The 17694-nt window shown below is 72.8% G+C and carries 16 protein-coding genes and 1 riboswitch; all 16 genes read right to left on the bottom strand.

Going from position 1 to position 17694, the window contains the following annotated elements; all coding sequences use genetic code 11:
* Nucleotides 1-4: 4 nt before the first annotated feature.
* Nucleotides 5-493 carry a 6,7-dimethyl-8-ribityllumazine synthase gene (gene ribH, locus AB0K12_RS22310; RefSeq protein WP_364564177.1) on the bottom strand — a complete coding sequence of 163 codons (489 nt, stop codon included), beginning with the start codon at nt 491-493 and terminating at the stop codon, nt 5-7.
* Nucleotides 490-1707: a bifunctional 3,4-dihydroxy-2-butanone-4-phosphate synthase/GTP cyclohydrolase II gene (locus tag AB0K12_RS22305; RefSeq protein WP_364564174.1), complete on the bottom strand. Its 1218-nt coding sequence runs from the start codon at nt 1705-1707 to the stop codon at nt 490-492. The genes ribH and AB0K12_RS22305 overlap by 4 nt, the downstream gene beginning before the upstream one ends.
* On the bottom strand, nt 1704-2390 hold the full coding sequence (locus AB0K12_RS22300; RefSeq protein ID WP_364564171.1) for a nicotinamide mononucleotide transporter family protein: 687 nt from the start codon (nt 2388-2390) through the stop codon (nt 1704-1706). Before AB0K12_RS22300 ends, AB0K12_RS22305 begins: the two co-directional genes overlap by 4 nt.
* The gene (locus tag AB0K12_RS22295) at nt 2387-2977 is read right to left on the bottom strand and encodes a riboflavin synthase (protein ID WP_364564169.1); all 591 of its coding nucleotides are present in this window, start codon (nt 2975-2977) and stop codon (nt 2387-2389) included. Before AB0K12_RS22295 ends, AB0K12_RS22300 begins: the two co-directional genes overlap by 4 nt.
* Nucleotides 2978-4114, bottom strand: a complete 1137-nt coding sequence (gene ribD / locus AB0K12_RS22290; protein WP_364564167.1) for a bifunctional diaminohydroxyphosphoribosylaminopyrimidine deaminase/5-amino-6-(5-phosphoribosylamino)uracil reductase RibD — start codon at nt 4112-4114, stop codon at nt 2978-2980.
* A gap of 110 nt (nt 4115-4224) precedes the next feature.
* A riboswitch (FMN riboswitch) is annotated at nt 4225-4355 on the bottom strand.
* A 76-nt stretch (nt 4356-4431) separates the two neighbouring features.
* Nucleotides 4432-5241, bottom strand: coding sequence for an oxygenase MpaB family protein (locus AB0K12_RS22285; RefSeq protein ID WP_364564164.1), 810 nt, complete (start codon nt 5239-5241; stop codon nt 4432-4434).
* Nucleotides 5242-5377: 136 nt separating this feature from the next.
* The gene (rpe, locus tag AB0K12_RS22280) at nt 5378-6040 is read right to left on the bottom strand and encodes a ribulose-phosphate 3-epimerase (RefSeq protein WP_355420586.1); all 663 of its coding nucleotides are present in this window, start codon (nt 6038-6040) and stop codon (nt 5378-5380) included.
* A gap of 62 nt (nt 6041-6102) precedes the next feature.
* Complete coding sequence (locus AB0K12_RS22275) at nt 6103-7089, bottom strand: phosphatase PAP2 family protein (protein WP_364564159.1); 987 nt, start codon at nt 7087-7089, stop codon at nt 6103-6105.
* Nucleotides 7090-7344: 255 nt separating this feature from the next.
* On the bottom strand, nt 7345-8838 hold the full coding sequence (locus AB0K12_RS22270; RefSeq protein WP_364564156.1) for a transcription antitermination factor NusB: 1494 nt from the start codon (nt 8836-8838) through the stop codon (nt 7345-7347).
* Between the two features lie 189 nt (nt 8839-9027).
* A complete protein-coding gene (fmt, locus tag AB0K12_RS22265; protein WP_364564153.1) occupies nt 9028-9954 on the bottom strand; it encodes a methionyl-tRNA formyltransferase in 927 nt (308 codons plus the stop codon).
* A gap of 4 nt (nt 9955-9958) precedes the next feature.
* On the bottom strand, nt 9959-10507 hold the full coding sequence (def, locus tag AB0K12_RS22260) for a peptide deformylase (protein WP_364564150.1): 549 nt from the start codon (nt 10505-10507) through the stop codon (nt 9959-9961).
* Nucleotides 10508-10562: 55 nt separating this feature from the next.
* On the bottom strand, nt 10563-11906 hold the full coding sequence (locus tag AB0K12_RS22255; protein ID WP_364564148.1) for a hypothetical protein: 1344 nt from the start codon (nt 11904-11906) through the stop codon (nt 10563-10565).
* Between the two features lie 37 nt (nt 11907-11943).
* Nucleotides 11944-13413, bottom strand: a complete 1470-nt coding sequence (locus AB0K12_RS22250) for a hypothetical protein (RefSeq protein WP_364564145.1) — start codon at nt 13411-13413, stop codon at nt 11944-11946.
* Nucleotides 13414-13462: 49 nt separating this feature from the next.
* Nucleotides 13463-15580 carry a primosomal protein N' gene (locus tag AB0K12_RS22245; RefSeq protein ID WP_364564993.1) on the bottom strand — a complete coding sequence of 706 codons (2118 nt, stop codon included), beginning with the start codon at nt 15578-15580 and terminating at the stop codon, nt 13463-13465.
* Between the two features lie 303 nt (nt 15581-15883).
* Nucleotides 15884-17071 carry a methionine adenosyltransferase gene (metK, locus tag AB0K12_RS22240; protein WP_355420567.1) on the bottom strand — a complete coding sequence of 396 codons (1188 nt, stop codon included), beginning with the start codon at nt 17069-17071 and terminating at the stop codon, nt 15884-15886.
* Nucleotides 17072-17199: 128 nt separating this feature from the next.
* On the bottom strand, nt 17200-17562 hold the full coding sequence (locus AB0K12_RS22235; protein WP_364564142.1) for a hypothetical protein: 363 nt from the start codon (nt 17560-17562) through the stop codon (nt 17200-17202).
* Between the last annotated feature and the right edge of the window lie 132 nt (nt 17563-17694).

Below are 17694 nucleotides of genomic sequence, written 5' to 3'. Positions count from 1 at the left end.
AAACCTATCGCAGACCGGCCTCGGGGACGCGGAGCCGGCGCAGCAGCAGGGCGGTCTCGAGGGCGGCGACGGCCGACTCGTACCCCTTGTCCTCCTTGCTGCCGGGCAGGCCGGAGCGGTCGATCGCCTGTTCCATCGACTCGCAGGTGAGCACGCCGTTGCCGATCGGCGTCCCCTCATCCAGCGAGATGCGCGTCAGTCCCGACGTCACCGAGTCGCAGACGTAGTCGAAATGGGCGGTCTCCCCGCGGATGACCGCGCCCAGGGCCACCACCGCGTCGCACTGCCGCGCCAGCGCCTGGGCGACCACCGGGATCTCCAGCGAGCCCGGCACCCGCACCACGGTCGCGCCGGCGCCGCTGTCGTCGCAGGCCCGCAGCGCCCGCGCCACGAGCTGGTCGGTGATCGCGGCGTGCCAGCTCGCCGCCACCACGCCGACCGTCAGCCCCGACGCGTCCGGCGCGCTCGCGACCGGCCGTCCTTCCCCGCTCATGACGCCTCCGAGATGTCGTGGCCGAGCCGTTCGCGCTTGGCCGTGAGATAACGCTCGTTGTACGGGTTCATCGCCACCGGCATCGGCTCCCTGCCGACGACCTTGATGCCGTAGCCGTCCATGCCCTTGAGCTTGGCCGGGTTGTTGGTGAGCAGCCGGACGGACTTGACCCCGAGGTCGGCCAGGATCTGGCCGGCGTTGGAGAACTCCCGCGCGTCGACCGGCAGCCCCAGCTCGACGTTGGCGTCGACGGTGTCGCTGCCGTTGTCCTGCAGGCTGTACGCCTTGAGCTTGGCCAGCAGCCCGATCCCCCTGCCTTCGTGCCCGCGCAGGTAGACGACCACACCGCGGCCCTCGCGGGCGATGGCCGCCATGGCGTTGTCGAGCTGCACGCCGCAGTCGCAGCGCAGCGAGCCGAACACGTCGCCGGTCAGGCACTCGGAGTGGGCCCTGACCAGGATGTTCTCGCCGCCGGTCAGATCGCCGTAGACGAGCGCGACGTGCTCGCCGCCGTCGAGGGCGCTGGCGTAGCCGTAGGCCCGCCACATCCCGTACGCGTTGGGCAGCCGCGTCTCGGCGACCCTGGTGACCATGCTCTCGGCCCGCCGGCGGTGATCGACGAGCTGCTCGATGGAGACCAGCGCGAGGTCGTGCTCGTCGGCGAAGCGGCGCAGCTCGGGCAGCCTGGCCATGGTGCCGTCGTCGTTGACCACCTCGGCCAGCGCCCCGGCCGGCGACAGCCCGGCCAGCCTGGCGAGATCGACCGCCGCCTCGGTGTGGCCGCGCCTGGCCAGCACCCCGCCCTCGTGGTAGCGCAGCGGGAAGACGTGACCGGGCCGCACGAGCTCGTTCGGCTCGGTGGCCGAGTCGGCGAGCGTGCGGATGGTCCTGGCCCGGTCGGCCGCCGAGATGCCGGTGGTGACGCCGTCGCGGGCGTCCACGGTGATCGTGTACGCCGTGCGCATGCGCTCCTTGTTGTGGAAGACCATGAGCGGCAGGCCCAGCCTGTCGAGCTCCTTGCCGTCCATGGCCACGCAGATCATGCCGCTGGTGTGCCTGATCGTGAACGTGCACAGCTCGGGCGTGGCCTTCGACGCGGCGAAGATGAGGTCGCCCTCGTTCTCGCGGCTCTCGTCGTCCACGACGACCACCGGCTTGCCGTTGCGGATGTCGTCGATCGCGCGCTCGATCGGGTCGAGCTTGATGTCACTCATCGAGCCACTCCCTCGGGGGCCGCTCCCCCGGTCACCGGCACGCTCAGCGGCGCGGATCGAGACTCCCGCAGCCACTTGACGAACCCGACCACCACCAGAACGAAGAACACGCCGTAGACGGCGCCCGAGACCACCAGGCCCGAGCTGAACGCCAGCGGGACCCCGACCAGGTCGACCGCCAGCCACACGATCCAGAAGTCCACCAGCGCCCGGCCCTGCGCCCAGGTCGCGAGCGCGCTGCCGACGAAGATGTAGGCGTCGGCGGCCACCAGGACCGCGCCCTCCGGCAGCGGCACGTGCGCGCCCCACGACAGGCCCGTCACCCAGAACAGCACAGCGACCGCGATGGTGCCCACCACCGCGACGACGACCAGCAGCAGCCGCTCCCACCATGCGCCCTGCCTGATCGCCAGCCGCCTGCCGTCCTGGGTGCCGCGCCGCCAGGCGTACCACCCGTAGATCGCCAGGCCGGCGAACAGCACCTGCTTCAGCGCGTTGCCGGTGACGTGCGCGCTGATCGAGGCGATCAGCAGCAGCACCGCCCCGGCGAACTGGACCGGCCACGTCCACATCGACTTGCGCATCGCCAGCACGACCGTGGCCAGGGCGGCGATGTTGCCCACCAGGTCGGTCCACAACACATGCGTGCCGAATATCTCGAATCCGGCCTCGGCCCAGCTCATTTGCGGCCCACCAACCTCTCCACATACTTCGCGATCACGTCGACCTCGATGTTCACCACGTCACCCACCTGGCGCTCCCCCATGGTCGTCAGCTTGAGCGTGGTCGGGATCAGGCTCACGCCGAAGCTTTCGTCGTCAACCGTGGTGACCGTCAGGCTGATTCCGTCGATCGCGATCGAGCCCTTCTCCGCGACGTACGGGCTGAGCGCGGGCGGCAGTGTGAAGCGCAGGTCGTCCCAGCTCTCGCCGGGCTCGCGGGACAGCAGCACGGCGGTGCCGTCCACGTGGCCCTGCACGATGTGGCCGCCGAGGCGCTGGTCGGCGCGTACGGCGCGTTCGAGGTTCACCGCCGAGCCCGCTTTCAGGCCGCCCAGGGAGCTGCGGTCGAGCGACTCCCTGATCACGTCCACGGTGAACACGTCGCCCGCGACCTCGACCACGGTCAGGCAGACGCCGTTGACCGCGATGGAGTCGCCGTGCCCCGCGTCGGAGGTGACCAGCGGGCCGCGCACCGACAGCAGCGCGCCGCCGCCCGCCTGGTCGATGGCCGTCACTTCGCCCTTTTCCTCAATGATTCCGGTGAACATCTAGCGCTCCTCGCCTGGTTGCCGGTGGGTGGGGACGGGCCTGGCGATCAGCCGCACGTCCGGCCCGATTACGGAAATTTCGTCAAATGTCAGGTGGTGGAGCTCGCCGATCGTGCCCACCCCCACCGTGCCCAGCGCGGCCCTCCCCGAGCCGAGCAGCGCGGGCGCCACGTACGCCACCACGCGGTCCACCAGCCCCTCCCGGACGAACGACCCGGCCAGCGCGGGGCCGCCCTCCAGGAACACGCTCACCACCTGCCGCGCGGCCAGCTCCTTGAGCAGGGCCCGCAGGTCGAGCCCCGCGTCGTGGCGGGGCAGGCGCAGCAGGTCGGCCTTGAGGTCGGTGTTCACGTCGTCGGCCACCGCGATCAGCGTGGGGGCCCGGTCGTCGAGGACCCGCGCCGACGCGGGCGTGCGCGCGTCCGGATCCACGACCACCCGCAGCGGCCCCTTCTGGACACCGCTCGGGCCGGCCGCACCGCTTTGACCAGCCGCACCGGCCGGGCGGGCCGTCAGCTGGGGGTCGTCGGCCAGCACCGTGCCGATGCCGGCCATGACCGCGTCGGAGGCGGCACGCAGGCGGTGCACGTCGGCGCGCGCCTCGGGCGAGGTGATCCATTGGCTGGTGCCGTCCTCGGCGGCCGACCTGCCGTCCAGCGTGGCGGCGAACTTCCACGTGACGTGGGAACGCCCGAGCCGTACGAAGGTCAGCCACTCCTCGTTGACCCGCTCGGCGGCCTCGGCCAGCACCCCTGAGGTGACGGCCACGCCGTGGGCACGCAGCCGCGCGGCGCCGCCCGCGGCCTTGGGGTTGGGGTCGGGGACCGCGATCACGACGCGGGCCACGCCGGCCTCCAGCAGCGCCAGGCTGCACGGCCCGGTGCGGCCGGTGTGGTCGCAGGGCTCCAGCGTCACGTACGCGGTGCCGCCCCGCGCTCGCTCTCCCGCCTGCGCCAGGGCGGCGACCTCGGCGTGCGGGCCGCCCGCGTACGCGTGGAAGCCCTCGCCCGCGGCCTGCCCTGCGGCGTCGAGCACGACGCAGCCGACGACGGGGTTGGGGGTGGTGCTGCCGTGTCCACGACCGGCCAGTTCGACGGCGCGCGCCATGTGCGCGGCGTCCTGCTCGGGTATCTCCACCCGGGTCTCCTACTCGCCAGTAGCTCCAAGCCACGGCGGGCCCCGGGGGATCTATCGCCGAGACGCATGCCATACGTCACGGCAGGCGCCCGGCTGGGACACCGGACACCTCGCGCGCTTCCTCCCATCCGGACTTTAACCGTCGGTCCCGGAATTTCACCGAGTCAACCGGCCGATGGCATCGGCCGGGTCGCGGACTGTCACCGCCGGTTCGGACTTCCACCGACCCCGGAGCACGCTAGCTCTCTTTCGCTACCAGTCTGCCACGTCCTTCGCAAAGCACGCGACCGCCCCTCATCTTTTGAGCAAGCGCTCGCTCAGGCGGCCATCAGGCGGCGGGCCCTGCGCGCCGCCGGGCTGTGCAGGACGTGCCCGGGGACCAGGCCGATCCCGGTGTGCAAGGTGCGCAGCGTCGCCGTCGCCCACAGGTCCCCGACCGGCGTGGCGGGCAGGCCGTACAGGCGCCTGGCCCAGCGCGGCAGGGTGGCGAACGACAGCAGGGTCAGCGCGGGCAGCGCCGGCTTGAGCGGCGTGAGCAGCAGCGGGAGCGGGGCGTTCAGCGACATGCGCAGCGGATGCGACGCCTCGGGCACGAACCGCAGATGCGGGCGCTCCGCCTCGATGTAGTCACGCAGCTCCGCCACCGACCCCGGCACGTCGTCCGCGGCCAGCCCCACCACCTCGGCGGCGCGCCGCCACTCCGCCACGAACGCGTCCGCGTCCTCGTCCGACAGCCGCACCCCCGCCCTGCGGGCCACCGACAGGTAAGAATCGACCTCGCCCACGTGCACCCAGCGCAGCGCGGCGGGCTCGTCGAGGCGGTAGGTCTCGCCGGTGTCCGGATCGTGGGCGGTCAGGCTGGCGTGGATCTTCCGCACCCGGCGGCCGGCCCGCTCGACCTCCGCGTGCGTCCCGTACGTACGCACGCGGACGAACTCGGTCGTCCGGACGAACCGGGACCAGGCCTCGTTCGGGTCCATGAGCGCGGAGTTCTGGAGCACTCCGCGCATCGCCCTGGGGTGCAGCCCCTGCATGAGCAGCGCCCGGATCCCGCCCACGAGCAGGATCGGCTCCCCCATCACCCGCCACGTCACCGAGCGAGGCCCGAAGATCCCATAGTCGCTCATAAGTGAAGAATTACCCAGGTGACAGACATTTCATGTCACTTCACGATTGCACAGCCAGAGCCCTGATCCCGCACTCCGGCCGCCGCACGGGGACGTGGGGCGGGGACGTGGGGCGGGGACGTGGAGCTGGGAGGCCTCAGGAGGTGGCGCGGTCGGCGGCGGCGCGGAGCTCGTCGATGGCGGCCACCGGGTCGGAGGCGCCGTAGACGGCGCTGCCCGCCACGAACACGTCGGCGCCCGCCTCGGCGCACCGGCCGATGGTGTCGGCGTCGACACCGCCGTCGACCTGCAGCCAGACCCGGCCGCCGTGCCGGGTGACCAGCTCACGGGCCCGCCGCACCTTCGGCAGCACCACGTCGAGGAACTTCTGTCCGCCGAACCCCGGCTCGACGGTCATCAGCAGCAGCATGTCGATCTCGGCGAGCAGGTCTTCGTACGGCTCGACGGGCGTCGCCGGGTTGAGCGCCAGCCCGGCGCGGGCCCCCAGGGACCGGATCTCCCTGAACGTCCGGATGGGCGCCTTGGCCGCCTCGGCGTGGATGGTCACGCTGCCCGCCCCGGCCTCGGCGTACTGCGGCGCCCAGCGGTCGGGGTCGGCGATCATGAGGTGGCAGTCGAGCGGTGTGTCGGTCGCCTTGCGCAGCGCCTCGACCACGGGCAGCCCAAGGGTCAAGTTGGGCACGAAGTGGTAGTCCATCACGTCGACGTGCAGCCAGTCGGCATTGGGGACGGCGGCGGCCTCATCGGCGAGCCTGGCGAAGTCTGCGGCGAGGATGCTGGGCGAGATCTGTACGGCCATGATGCCCCAAGTCTAGTGACCTCGCCCGTGCCCACCGCCCCCGCCGCTCCGGGCCCCGGCGCTCACCGCGGGCTCACGGCGGGCTCGGCGGTGGCCGCCGGCTCCATCAGCCCCAGCCGGATGAACAGCACCGGTGCCCCGAGCTGCACCCACAGCGCCAGCACCGCGAACGCCACGAAGGTGGACAGCCCGCTCTCGGGCAGCACTTCGCGCTCGGCGTACCAGATGGCCACCGCCACCACCGTGCCCAGCACCCAGCGGGCGGCCCGCAGCCCGAGCGGCCCGCCCGCATCGAACCATCCGATCCGGTACATCACCGACGTCCCCGCCAGCGTCCCGAGCAGCACCCCGGACATCACGACGACGGTGTCCAGGCTCTCGGGATCGACCATCCCGGCCGCGCTCCAGCCCGCAGGCACGGCCCAGTCCCCGTACGGCGCACCGGCCAGCGCCGCCGCCCCCAGCAGCACCCCCGGCGCCGCCATGGAGGCGCACAGCTGCACCCACAGTGCCTGCCTCCGCCACCAGAGCGTCGCCGGCCGCTCCACCCGCAAGACGACCACCAGCACCACGACCCCGAGCGCCACCCCTACCACGACGTCAGAGATGAAGTGCACCCCGAGATAAACCCGGCTCAAGCACACGAGCGCCATGGTCACCACCGCCACCCACCACGCCCACGTCCGCCCGACCGCCACCGCGAACCGCCCCATCCCCGCCGTGCCGACCTGCGCATGCCCGGAGGGCAGCCCGAAGCTCTCCTCAACGGAGAACGCCCGGATTCCGGGGTCGATCCAGTAAGGCCGCGGCTGATGCAACGCCAGCTTCCCGATGGCGTTGGTCCCCGCAGCCACCATCACCGTGAACCCGAGCCGCAACGCCAACGCCGGATTCACACACCAGTACAGAACCGGCAGGACGAGCAGAAAGAACGTGTTGGTGCCGAACACCGACACCAGCTCCATCACCGGCCTGACGACATCCGGCCAGCCCTGAAGCCAGGCGATCGGCCCGAGCTCCGCCCTGTGAAGATCGTCCAGAAAGTCCACGCCGCCGATCGGACCACACCTCCACCCCCCACCGCCACACAACTCCCCCACACCCCCCGAATCCGCCCGCCCCACCCCCTGCCCCGCCCCCACCCAGCAACACGTCGCACATCTTCATCCGCGGACGAACGCGCAGGTCAGAGCGGGCTTTCAGGCTGAGCTGGCGCGCAGGTCAGAGCGGGCTTTCAGGCTGAGCTGGCGCGCAGGTCAGAGCGGGCGTTCAGGCTGAGCTGGCGCGCAGGTCCGGACGGGCGTTCAGGACGGCTGAGGCTTTTTGCGGAGGAGGGCCAGGAACATGGCGTCGGTGCCGTGTCTGTGGGGCCAGAACTGGGCGTGCGGGCCGTCGCCGAGGCCCTCGACCTCGGGCAGGTAGTCGCGGGCGTCGAGTTGCTCGACGTCGTCGCGGCGCGCCAGCAGGTCGCCGACCACGACGCGGGTCTCGGCGAGGTGCGGCGAGCACGTCACGTACGCCACCACACCACCGGGACGCACGGCGTCGAGCGCGGTGCCGAGCAGGCGCCGCTGGAGCTTGCCCAGCTCGGCGATGCCGGCGGGGTCGCGCCGCCATCGCGCCTCGGGCCGCCGGCGCAGGGCCCCGAGCCCCGTGCACGGCGCGTCGAGCATCACCCGGTCGAACACGCCGGGCCGCCACGCGGGTTCGGTGCCGTCGGCGGTGATCACCGAGGCGTCCTTGGTGGTCTCCCAGACCAGGCGGGCCCGGTGCTGCTGCACGTCGGCGGCCAGCACCCGAGCCCCGCCGGGAAAGGCCACCCCTCCCCGTGACGAGGCGAGCGACTCCCCGGACGAGGACGCGCCCGGTGTGCGCGCTTCATCGGCGAGGCCGGCCAGGTCGCCGTGGGTGGCGATGGCGTCGAGAAGGCCCGCCTTGCCGCCGGGGCCGGCGCACATGTCGAGCCACAGCTCGTCCCCGTCACCCTCGACGGGCACCCGGGTCAGGGCCAGGGCGACGAGCTGGCTGGCCTCGTCCTGGACGGCGGCGCGCGTCTCGGCGACCGCGTCGATGCCGCCCGGGTCGCCCTCGCGCAGGTAGGCCGCGTACGGCGAGTAGCGGCCCGGCAGGGCGCCCACGTCTTCGAGCTCCTCGGCCGACGAGCGTCCAGGCCGGGCGACCAGGGTCACCAGCGGCCGGGCGTTGTCGGCGTCGAGCAGGTCGGGCATCTCGTCGGGCGCGCCGAGGGCGTCGCGGAAGGCGGAGACGATCCACCGGGGGTGGCCGTAGGCGATGGCGAGGTGGCCGACCGGGTCGTCGGCCGGGTCGGGCGCGACGATGGGCAGCCATTCGTCGAGCGTCCTGGAGCCGATCTTGCGCAGCACCGCGTTGACGAACTTGGCCGCGCCGGCGCCGATGCGCAGGCGTACGAGGTCGACGGTGGTGCCGACGGCGGCGTGCGGCGGCACGCGCATGCGCAGGAGCTGGTGTGCGCCGATGCGCAGGGCGTCGCGTACGTCGGGATCGGGCGCCCGGTCGCCGCACACCTCGATGATCGCGTCGTAGGTGCCGAGCCCGCGCAGCGTGCCGTAGGCCAGCTCGGTGGCGAGTGCGGCGTCGCGCCCCTTGATGCCCCGGTCGCGCAGCAGGCGTGGCAGCAGCAGGTTGGCGTACGCGTCGCGCTCGTCCACCGCGCGTACGACGTCGTAGGCGGCGTTACGGGCGGGATCACGCGTCGGCCGGCGCGGCCCGCGCGCCCGGTTACCGCCGCCGGACCCCTGATGCCCCCTGGTCTTCATGCCCACGAACCCTCACTCACGCCCGGCACAGCACCCCATGGAAAACCCTGTCGGGAACCCCGTCGGAAACCACGCGACAAGCCACCACCCGAGCGCCGAAGCGACCGCCGCCCGCACGGACGGCCGAAGGGCCGCGAGACCCGCCGGCCCAGGCCGAAGGGCCGCGGGAACCGCCGACGCCGGCCGCTGTCACTGAAAGGTCTCCTTGCCCTCGAGGCGCACCCCGCGGGCCCACTCCCCCGCTCCCATCAGCCGCTTGCCCTGCGGCTGAACCTCGCCCAGCTCGACCGCCCCGGTGGCGGTGCCGACGAGCACGCGCGCCTTGGTGGCGGCCAGCTCACCGGGGGCGAGCTTCTCGCCGGGCGCCGGGCGCACGGGGCCGAGCTTGATCCGCTGGCCGCGGAACTCGGTCCACGCGCCCGGGTTGGGCGTGCAGGCGCGGATCAGCCGGTCGACGTGCATGGCGGGCTTGGCCCAGTCGACGCGGGCGTCGGGGACAGTGATCTTGGGGGCGACGGTCACGCCGTCGGCGGGCTGGGGGCGGGGCTCGAGCGTGCCGTCCTCGATGCCGTCGAGGGTGGCGGCGAGCAGCCCCGCCCCGGAGACCGACAGCCGCTCCAGCAGCGCGCCGCTGGTGTCGGAGGTGCGGATCTCCTCGGTGACGACGCCGTAGACGGGCCCCGCGTCGAGCTCCTTGACGATCTGGAAGGTGCTGGCCCCGCCGATCTCGTCGCCGTGCAGGATCGCGTGCTGGACGGGCGCCGCGCCGCGCCAGGCGGGCAGGATCGAGAAGTGCAGGTTGACCCAGCCGTGCTTGGGCACATCGAGGGCGCTCTGCGGCAGCAGCGCGCCGTAGGCGACGACGGGACAGCAGTCGGGCTCGTACGAGCGCAGCTGGTCGAGGAAGGCGGGGTCGCCGGCCTTCTGCGGGCGCAGCACCTCGATGCCGGCCTCCTCGGCGAGCTCGGCGACCGGGGAGGGGTGGACCTTGCGCCCCCGGCCCGACTGCGCGTCGGGACGGGTGACGACCGCGACGACGTCGTGCCGTGGCGAGTCGATCAGGGTGCGCAGGGACGGCAGTGCCGTCTCGGGTGTGCCCGCGAAGACCAGACGCATGCTGTCAGAGTGCCTTTCCGCCGGTGGCGTGGGGCGAGAACTTGACCACCGGCGCGGCCAGCCCGCTCCACTCGGCCTCGCGCACGGCCTTCATCGCGAGCTTGCGCTGCTTGGGGTCCATGCGGTCGATGAACAGGATGCCGTCGAGGTGGTCGGTCTCGTGCTGGAAGCAGCGCGCCATCATGTCGGTGCCCTCGAGCGTGACGGGCTCGCCGTGCATGTTGAATCCCTTGGCCACGGCGCGCACCGCGCGCGGGGTGGGGAACGACAGGCCGGGGAAGGACAGGCAGCCCTCCTCACCCTCCTCGTCGAGGTCGGACGACAGGTCGAGGTCGGGGTTGATGAGGTGGCCGAGCTGCTCGTCCACGTAGTAGGTGAACACCCGCAGGCCCACGCCGATCTGAGGGGCGGCGAGACCGGCGCCCGGGGCGTCCATCATCGTGTCGGTCAGGTCTTTGACCAGCTTGCGCAGCTCCTTGTCGAAGTCGACGACCGGGGCCGCCGGGGTGCGCAGCACCGGATCTCCGAACAGCCGGATGGGCTGGATCGCCAAGGGGGTCACTCCGTTCTCATGCGTGGATCAGCCCAGTTTAGTGCAGGTGCGGGCCTCACCGGAGGCCGTGCGTCCTGGCGTGCTCCAGCGTCCTGGCCTTCAGCGCGGCCTTGCGCGCCGCCTTGACCACGGCGGGGTCGTCGTGGGCGGCGGCGAGCATGTCGAGCACGGCGACGGTGTCGGGGTGGCCGACGGCGGGCATCTCGCCGATCAGCTTGATGAGGTCTTCGCCGGGCTCCGGCGGGTCGAGGCGGCCGGCTGCGGGGCCGGACAGGTGCATGAGGGCCGCCAGGGAGTCGACGGCGATCCAGGTGTGGTCCTCGGGGCTGAGCGCGGGCGCGGGCAGGTCGCGGATGTGCAGCCAGGAGGCGGCGTAGCGGCGCGTGAGCGGGTGGTCGAGGGCCTGCCTGACGGGGGCCTCGGCCTCGGGCCCCAGCTCCTCCATGATGGCCCCGACGGCGCCGCGCTGCCCTGCGGTGCCGGACGCGGCGATCTCGATGAGGTCGCGGGCCGCGGACTCGGGCGAGCGGCGCTCCAGCCACCCGGCCACCGCGCTCTGTGTGGCGCTGCCCTTGACCAGCGCCTCGACGAGCTCGGCGGCCGACAGGTCGGCGAACACCTCGACCTCGGCGGTGGTCGGCGCGTCGTGGCCCTCGCGCAGCAGGTCGCGGCGGATGGCCCACACCCCGAGCGGGGTCAGCGCGGTGCGCCCAGCGGGGGTCTGCTCGACCAGCCCGCAGTACGCCAGCAGTGAAAGCGCCTCCAGCAGCTCGGCCGGCAGCGCGGCGGCGATCTTGCGCATCTCGGCGGGGCCGGGCGCGCAGGCGACCTCGTGCGACTGCAGGATGCCGCGGGCCAGGTTGGCGGTGGCGACGCCCGAGCGTACGGAGTAGATGGTGGCGAGCATCTCGGCCAGGTGGCCGTCGACCACGGCAGAACCGGTCAACCCGTCGTCGGCGCGGTCGAGGACGTCCATGACCACGCCGTCCCAGAACTCCAGCGTGGCCTCGACCGTCAGCTGCATCGACAGCGGGCCGCGGGTGGCCTGGCCGCCGAGGATCTGCAGCAGGCCGGTGTTGACGGCGACGACCCAGATGAGGCGCAGGCGCGTGAGCGGGACGCCGAGGTGGGCGGCGGCCGCGGCGGCGTCGGCCGCGCTCAGGTGGCCGTCGGCGCCGACCTTGCGGGTGCCCGTCCAGGTGGTCAGCCGGATGGCGTCGGCCACCAGCGGCACCGTGGGCACCGCCGCGGCCAGCTCGGCGTCCGGCGCCGGCAGGACCGGCGGGAACGTCAGGGCCTCGCGCTCCTCCGGGGTCTCCTCAGGGGGCCGTGGAGGCACGGCGGCCTGCTCATCGATCAGCTTGCGCAGCTCGGCGAGGTCGAAGACGTTGTTTGCCACCCACGAAACTTACTGCACACCGGTCACATGAGCGTACTCAACGGATGGCTCGGGACCGGGCCTTGAACGCGGCCTTGCGCGCGGCCTTGGCGACCGTGCCGTCGGGGATGGAGCGTCCGAGCAGCTCCAGCACGTCGACCACGTCGGGGTGGTCGACCCGCCACATCTCCTCGATCAGATGGGCGGGCGGGCCCGAGGCGGCCATGTTCTCGGCGAAGATCTCCGGATCGGCCTCGGCGGCGGGCATGGCGAGGGCCAGCATGTCGACGCTGACCCACAGCAGCTCGTCCTGCGTGAGGGGCGGCGCGGACAGCTTACGGGCCGCCAGCCAGTGGATGGCGTGCGGGCGCAGCTCCTGGTCCTCCAGGTAGCCGCGGACGGCGGGCTCGGCCTCGGGGCCGAGCCGGTCGACGATGGTGATGGCGATGCCGCGCGCCACGGCGGGCGCTCCGGAAGCGGCGGCCAGCAGCTCGCCGGCGGCCTCGACCGGCATCCGCCCCGCCAGCCAGCGGTCGATGTCGGCCTCGGCCAGCTCGGTGGGCACGCCTTCGAGCAGCCCTTCGATGAGCCCGAGCGCGTCGGCCTCGGCCAGGTCGGGAGCCTCGGGCGCCTCGACGCCAACCGACAGGTAGTGCTCGCGCAGCGCCCAGACGGCCACCGGGGTCAGCTCGGCGGTGTCGCCGGTGACGCTGAGCAGGCCCGTCCACTCCAGCCGGTCGAGCACGGCGGGCAGGTCGATCGCGCGGTCGCCGGCGATCTCGTCGAGGTAGTCGCCGATCACCGTGACAGGCACCCGGGTCTGCAGCCGGTAGAGCATGTCGAACAGGTCGTAGAGGCCCTCGTCGAGCTCGGGAGAGCCGGTGACGGCGCCGCCGGTGTCGTGGTCGAGCAGGTCGGCGACGCGCCGGGCCCACGCGGCCAGCGGGTCGCCGTCGCCGGTCAGCGGCTGCTCGGCCAGCATGGGGACAGCGGGCAGCGCGGCCCGCAGCTCCTCGGGCTCGGCGAGGCGGACGGCGGGCAGCGGCGTGCAGGCCGGGCAGTCGCAGGGCGCCTCGCCGAGGTCGGGCAGCTCGCCGGACGGGATGGCGATCGACTGTTCGAGCGACTCTGGGCCGATGGAGCTGAACAGGCTCTTGGCCATGCCGAAGTTCGCCGGGTCGGCGAGCGCCTCCGGCATGCGGGGCTCGATGTCGTCGAGCCTGGAACGCATGGCCGCCGCCGTCTCGGCCCTCACCTGGCCGGCCTCGCTGAGGTAGTCGACGAGCGTGCGGGCGGCGGCGATGGTCTCGGGCGCGCTCTCGGGCGGAGCGATGACCTTGCGGGGATAGATGGACAGCAGCAGCTCGTCGAAGGTCTCGGGAGTGAAGTCGCGAAGTTCGTTGACGTTGAGGTAGTCGCTGGCGTAGTCGCAGAGCAGGCGGACCTCGTCCGCGTCCACTTCGACGTCCCGCGTGCGCCCCCAAGCACGCAGGTCGTCGATGGCCTGGTTCACCCATTCGATCGACACAGGGGCACGCTAACGGCTGGCCAACGGATGAGCGAATCGGGGAAACGGGCTAAATCAGGTCGAGGGGGTCGACACTCACCCTCACGACATCCGGCGTCTTGCGCGCCGCGCGTACGCCGCTGGCGCCCTTGAGCGCGGCCGACAGCGCCGCGCCGCCCGCCCTGGGCACCCGGATCATGGCGCGTTCCTGTCCGTCGTCATCGACCGGTACGGGGCCGAGCACCTGGGCGTCGGACGGCAGGCGGGCCTCGTCGATCATCTGCCTGACCGCGCTGGCCGGGCCGGTGAGCGTGGCCATCCGTACCGCCGGCGGGAACCCCAGCTCGGCCCGGTCGGCCAGCTCGCGCTCGGCGTGGGTGACCGGGTCCCAGCGCAGCAGCGCCTGTACGGCCGGCAGCGCCGCGTCGCCCAGCACCACCAGCTCGGCCGCTGGACGCAGCAGCGCGGCGGCGTTCATCCAGCGGCGCACGGTCTCCTCCCCCGCCCGCAGGTCGGCCCGCCCGAGCAGGGCCCAGCCGTCCAGCAGCACCGCGGCCGTGTAGCCGCCCTCCGCCACCGGCTCCGCCCCCGGGGTGGCGACGACCAGGGCGCGGGCGGCGGGCACCGTGGCCAGCACGCCGTCCCTGCCCGACGTGCGCACCTGCACGGAGGGGAACGCCCTGCCCAGCTCCTCCGCGGTCCGCCTGGCGCCGGTGACCACCGCGCGCAGCCTGGGGCTGCCGCAGGACGGGCAGCGCCAGTCGGCGTCGACCCGGCCGCACCAGCGGCAGTAGGGCGCCGCGTGCCCGCCCCGCAGCGCGAGCGGCCCGTGACACCGCGGCCCCGCGACCGCCTCACCCGGCTGCCGGGCGGTCTCCTGCAAGGTGGTGCCGAGCTGCGGCGCGGCCTGCTGCGCCGGGAACGTGCTCTGCCCGTGCGGCGGGACGTCCTGGGCGCTCCTGGTAGGCGGCAGGACGCAGCGGGCCGGGGCACGGCAGTGGCGGCAGGCCAGCGCGGGCAGATAGCCGCGCCTCGGCACCTGCACCAGCACGGGGCCGCTGTCCAGGCCGTGGCGCAGGGCCCGCCAGGCGATGCTGGGCAGCCGGGCCTGCCGGGCGGCCTGGTCCTTGGCCAGCTCGGCGTCCTCGCCCGCCGGGCGCACGCGCGGGGCGAGGCTCCTGATCGTCGTACGGGCCGCCACGATCGGCCTGGCCCAGCCGCTCGCGACGAGCTGGGTGGCCTCGGCGGTACGCGCGTAGCCGCCGATCAGCATGCCCGCGCTCACCCGGTGGGCGCGCAGCCCGAGCACCTCGCGGGCGTGCGGGTAGGGGGCAAGCCGTTCGGCGTGCAGGTCGTCGCCGTCGTCCCAGATCGCCACCAGGCCCAGCTCGGCGACCGGCGCGAACATGGCCGCCCTGGTGCCCACCACCGCGCGCACCTCGCCCCTGAGCAGCCGCAGCCATCGCCGGTAGCGCTCGGCGGGGCCGAGGTCCGCGGTGAGCGCCACGTGGGCGCCGGGGCCGAGCAGGCGCAGGAACGCGGCGTCGGCCAGCGCGACGTCCTTGCCGTCGGGGACCACGACGACCGCTCCCCTGCCGCCGTCGAGGGTGGCACGCACGGCTTCGGCGATCGGGTCCGCCCAGCCGGTGGCGCCGGGTAGCGCCGACCACACGGCCCGCGGTGCGCGGCCGTCACGCAGGGCGGCGAGGAAGGAGGGGCCTGCCGGGTACGCGTCCCAGGCGCTCGGGGAGGGCGCCTGCGGGCGCTCCTGCGGCGGGACGGGTCTGGGCTCCTCGCCTTCGGCCCTGGCGTGCCGGGGCGGGACGGCCAGGCGCAGCACGTCGGTCAGGGTGCCCGCGTACCGGTCGGCCACGGCTCTGGCCAGGCCGGCGATCTCGGGGGTGAGGACGCGCTCGGGCGACACGACGCGTTCGAGGGGGGTGAGCCTGCCCTCGTGGTCGCTCTTGGGGACACGCTCGAGGAGGAAGCCGTCGATGAGCTTGCCCGCGAACCGCACCCGCACGCGCACGCCGGGCTCGGCCGTCTCGTGCAGCTTGGCCGGGACGAGGTAGTCGAAGGGCCGGTCGAGGTGCGGCAGCGGGCTGTCGACGACCACCCTGGCCACGGGGTTCTCGGGGGCGGGGAGCACCGCTCCCCTGGTGTCCTTCTCGGACGCCGGGGGCCGCACGGCTTCGAGCGGCAGGAGGGCGTCGTCGGAGGAGTCGGTCACGAACAACGTCTACCAGACCCCCGGCCATGACCACCCCACCGGAACGCCGGCCCGTCCGGCACACCGGAGACGCACGCGGGGACACCGGAGACGCACGTGGGGACCTCGCCATGACGGCGTGTGCCGGGCGTGCGCGGGCCGCCTCGCTGTCCGGCGGCACGGAAAACACCGAGCGGTGCCGCCCTCCTCCGCGGGAGAGGCGGGCGGCACCGCTCGGCTCGCAGCGCACGGCCGGCGGCGTGACGCCGGCCGGTGACGGGGTCAGAGACCGGCGGCGGTCCTCAGGGCCTCGGCGCGGTCGGTGGACTCCCAGGAGAAGCCCTCGCGGCCGAAGTGCCCGTAGGCGGCGGTCTCGGAGTAGATCGGGCGCAGCAGGTCGAGGTCGCGGATGATCGCGGCAGGACGCAGGTCGAAGACCTGCAGCACGGCCTCCTGGATCTTCTCCACCGCCAGCTTCTCGGTGCCGAAGCACTCGACGAACAGGCCGACCGGCTGAGCCTTGCCGATCGCGTACGCCACCTGCACCTCGCACCGGTCGGCCAGCCCGGCGGCCACGACGTTCTTGGCCACCCACCGCATGGCGTAGGCGGCGGAACGGTCGACCTTGGACGGGTCCTTGCCGGAGAACGCACCGCCACCGTGGCGGGCCATGCCGCCGTAGGTGTCGATGATGATCTTCCGGCCGGTGAGCCCGGCGTCGCCCATCGGGCCGCCGATCTCGAAGCGGCCGGTCGGGTTGACCAGCAGGCGGTAGCCCTCGGTGTCGAGCTCGAGGTCGGCGAGCACGGGGTCGACCACGTGCTCCTTGATGTCGGGGGTCAGCATCTCCTTGAGGTCGATCTCGGCCGCGTGCTGCGTGGAGACGACCACGGTGTCGAGGCGGACCGGCGTGTCGCCGTCGTACTCGATCGTGACCTGCGTCTTGCCGTCGGGGCGCAGGTAGGGCACCGTGCCCGACTTGCGCACCTCGGACAGGCGCTGGGCCAGCCGGTGGGCCAGCGTGATCGGCAGCGGCATCAGCTCGGGCGTCTCGCGGCAGGCGAAACCGAACATGAGGCCCTGGTCACCGGCGCCCTGGCGGTCGAGCTCGTCGCCGTCACCGGCCACCCGGTGCTCGTAGGCGTCGTCGACGCCCTGGGCGATGTCGGGCGACTGCGCGCCGATGGACACCGACACGCCGCACGAGGCGCCGTCGAAGCCCTTGTGGGAGGCGTCGTAGCCGATCTCCAGGATCTTCTCCCGGATGACGCCGGGGATGTCGACGTAGGTCTCAGTCGTGACCTCGCCTGCGACGTGGACCTGGCCGGTAGTGATCATCGTCTCGACCGCGACCCGGCTCTTGGGGTCGTCTTTGAGCATGGCGTCGAGAATCGCGTCACTGATCTGGTCGGCGATCTTGTCCGGGTGGCCCTCGGTGACCGACTCGGAGGTGAACAGGCGACGTGACAACTCAGTGGCTCCTCATGCAGCGGCTGCTGACGGATGTGAGGCCCGGGACCAATGGGCATGGCCGGGCCTCGCCGAAGTCTAGCCCTACCTGGTGCCCTGCGGCGAAACCGTCCACGATCTGTCTCCCATCACAGTTCGGGTAAAGGGTCGGGCGGCAGCGTCTCCGGCGCGAAGATCTCCGCGTCCGCAGCCGAGATCACCGCCGCGTACTCCTCATCAAACTCGAACACCATCGAGCCAAGCTCGAGAGCGTTGCCCGGCAGGATGGGGCCGAGCCTCGTGTGCCGCGGAAACTCCGCGAACACCGACACGGGACGGTCGGTCCTCAGCGTCCTCGTCGCCAGCACGGAGATGGCCGCACGCGTGACCACGATCAGAAAGTTCCCCGTCCCCGCCGGCCCCGAGGAGAAGGCGGGAAAGAGGTAATGAATCTCCCCTTGGTCACCCAGCAGCGTCCTACAACGATCTCTAACAGCGGAACCCACCGGCATTCCATCCCCCTTTGCCCCAAGTATCCGCAGGCGTGCGGGGGTGTTGCAACAGGTGATCGAGTAGTGGGATCTGCACGCTTTGTACGCCCTACAACCCCCACATCCCATTACCCCCACGTCTTCCCAGCCTCG

Origin of the sequence: Nonomuraea sp. NPDC049419 (genome assembly GCF_040676995.1) — a bacterium.
GTDB lineage: Bacteria > Actinomycetota > Actinomycetes > Streptosporangiales > Streptosporangiaceae > Nonomuraea > Nonomuraea salmonea.
This window is presented reverse-complemented; position numbering and strand designations above follow the sequence as displayed.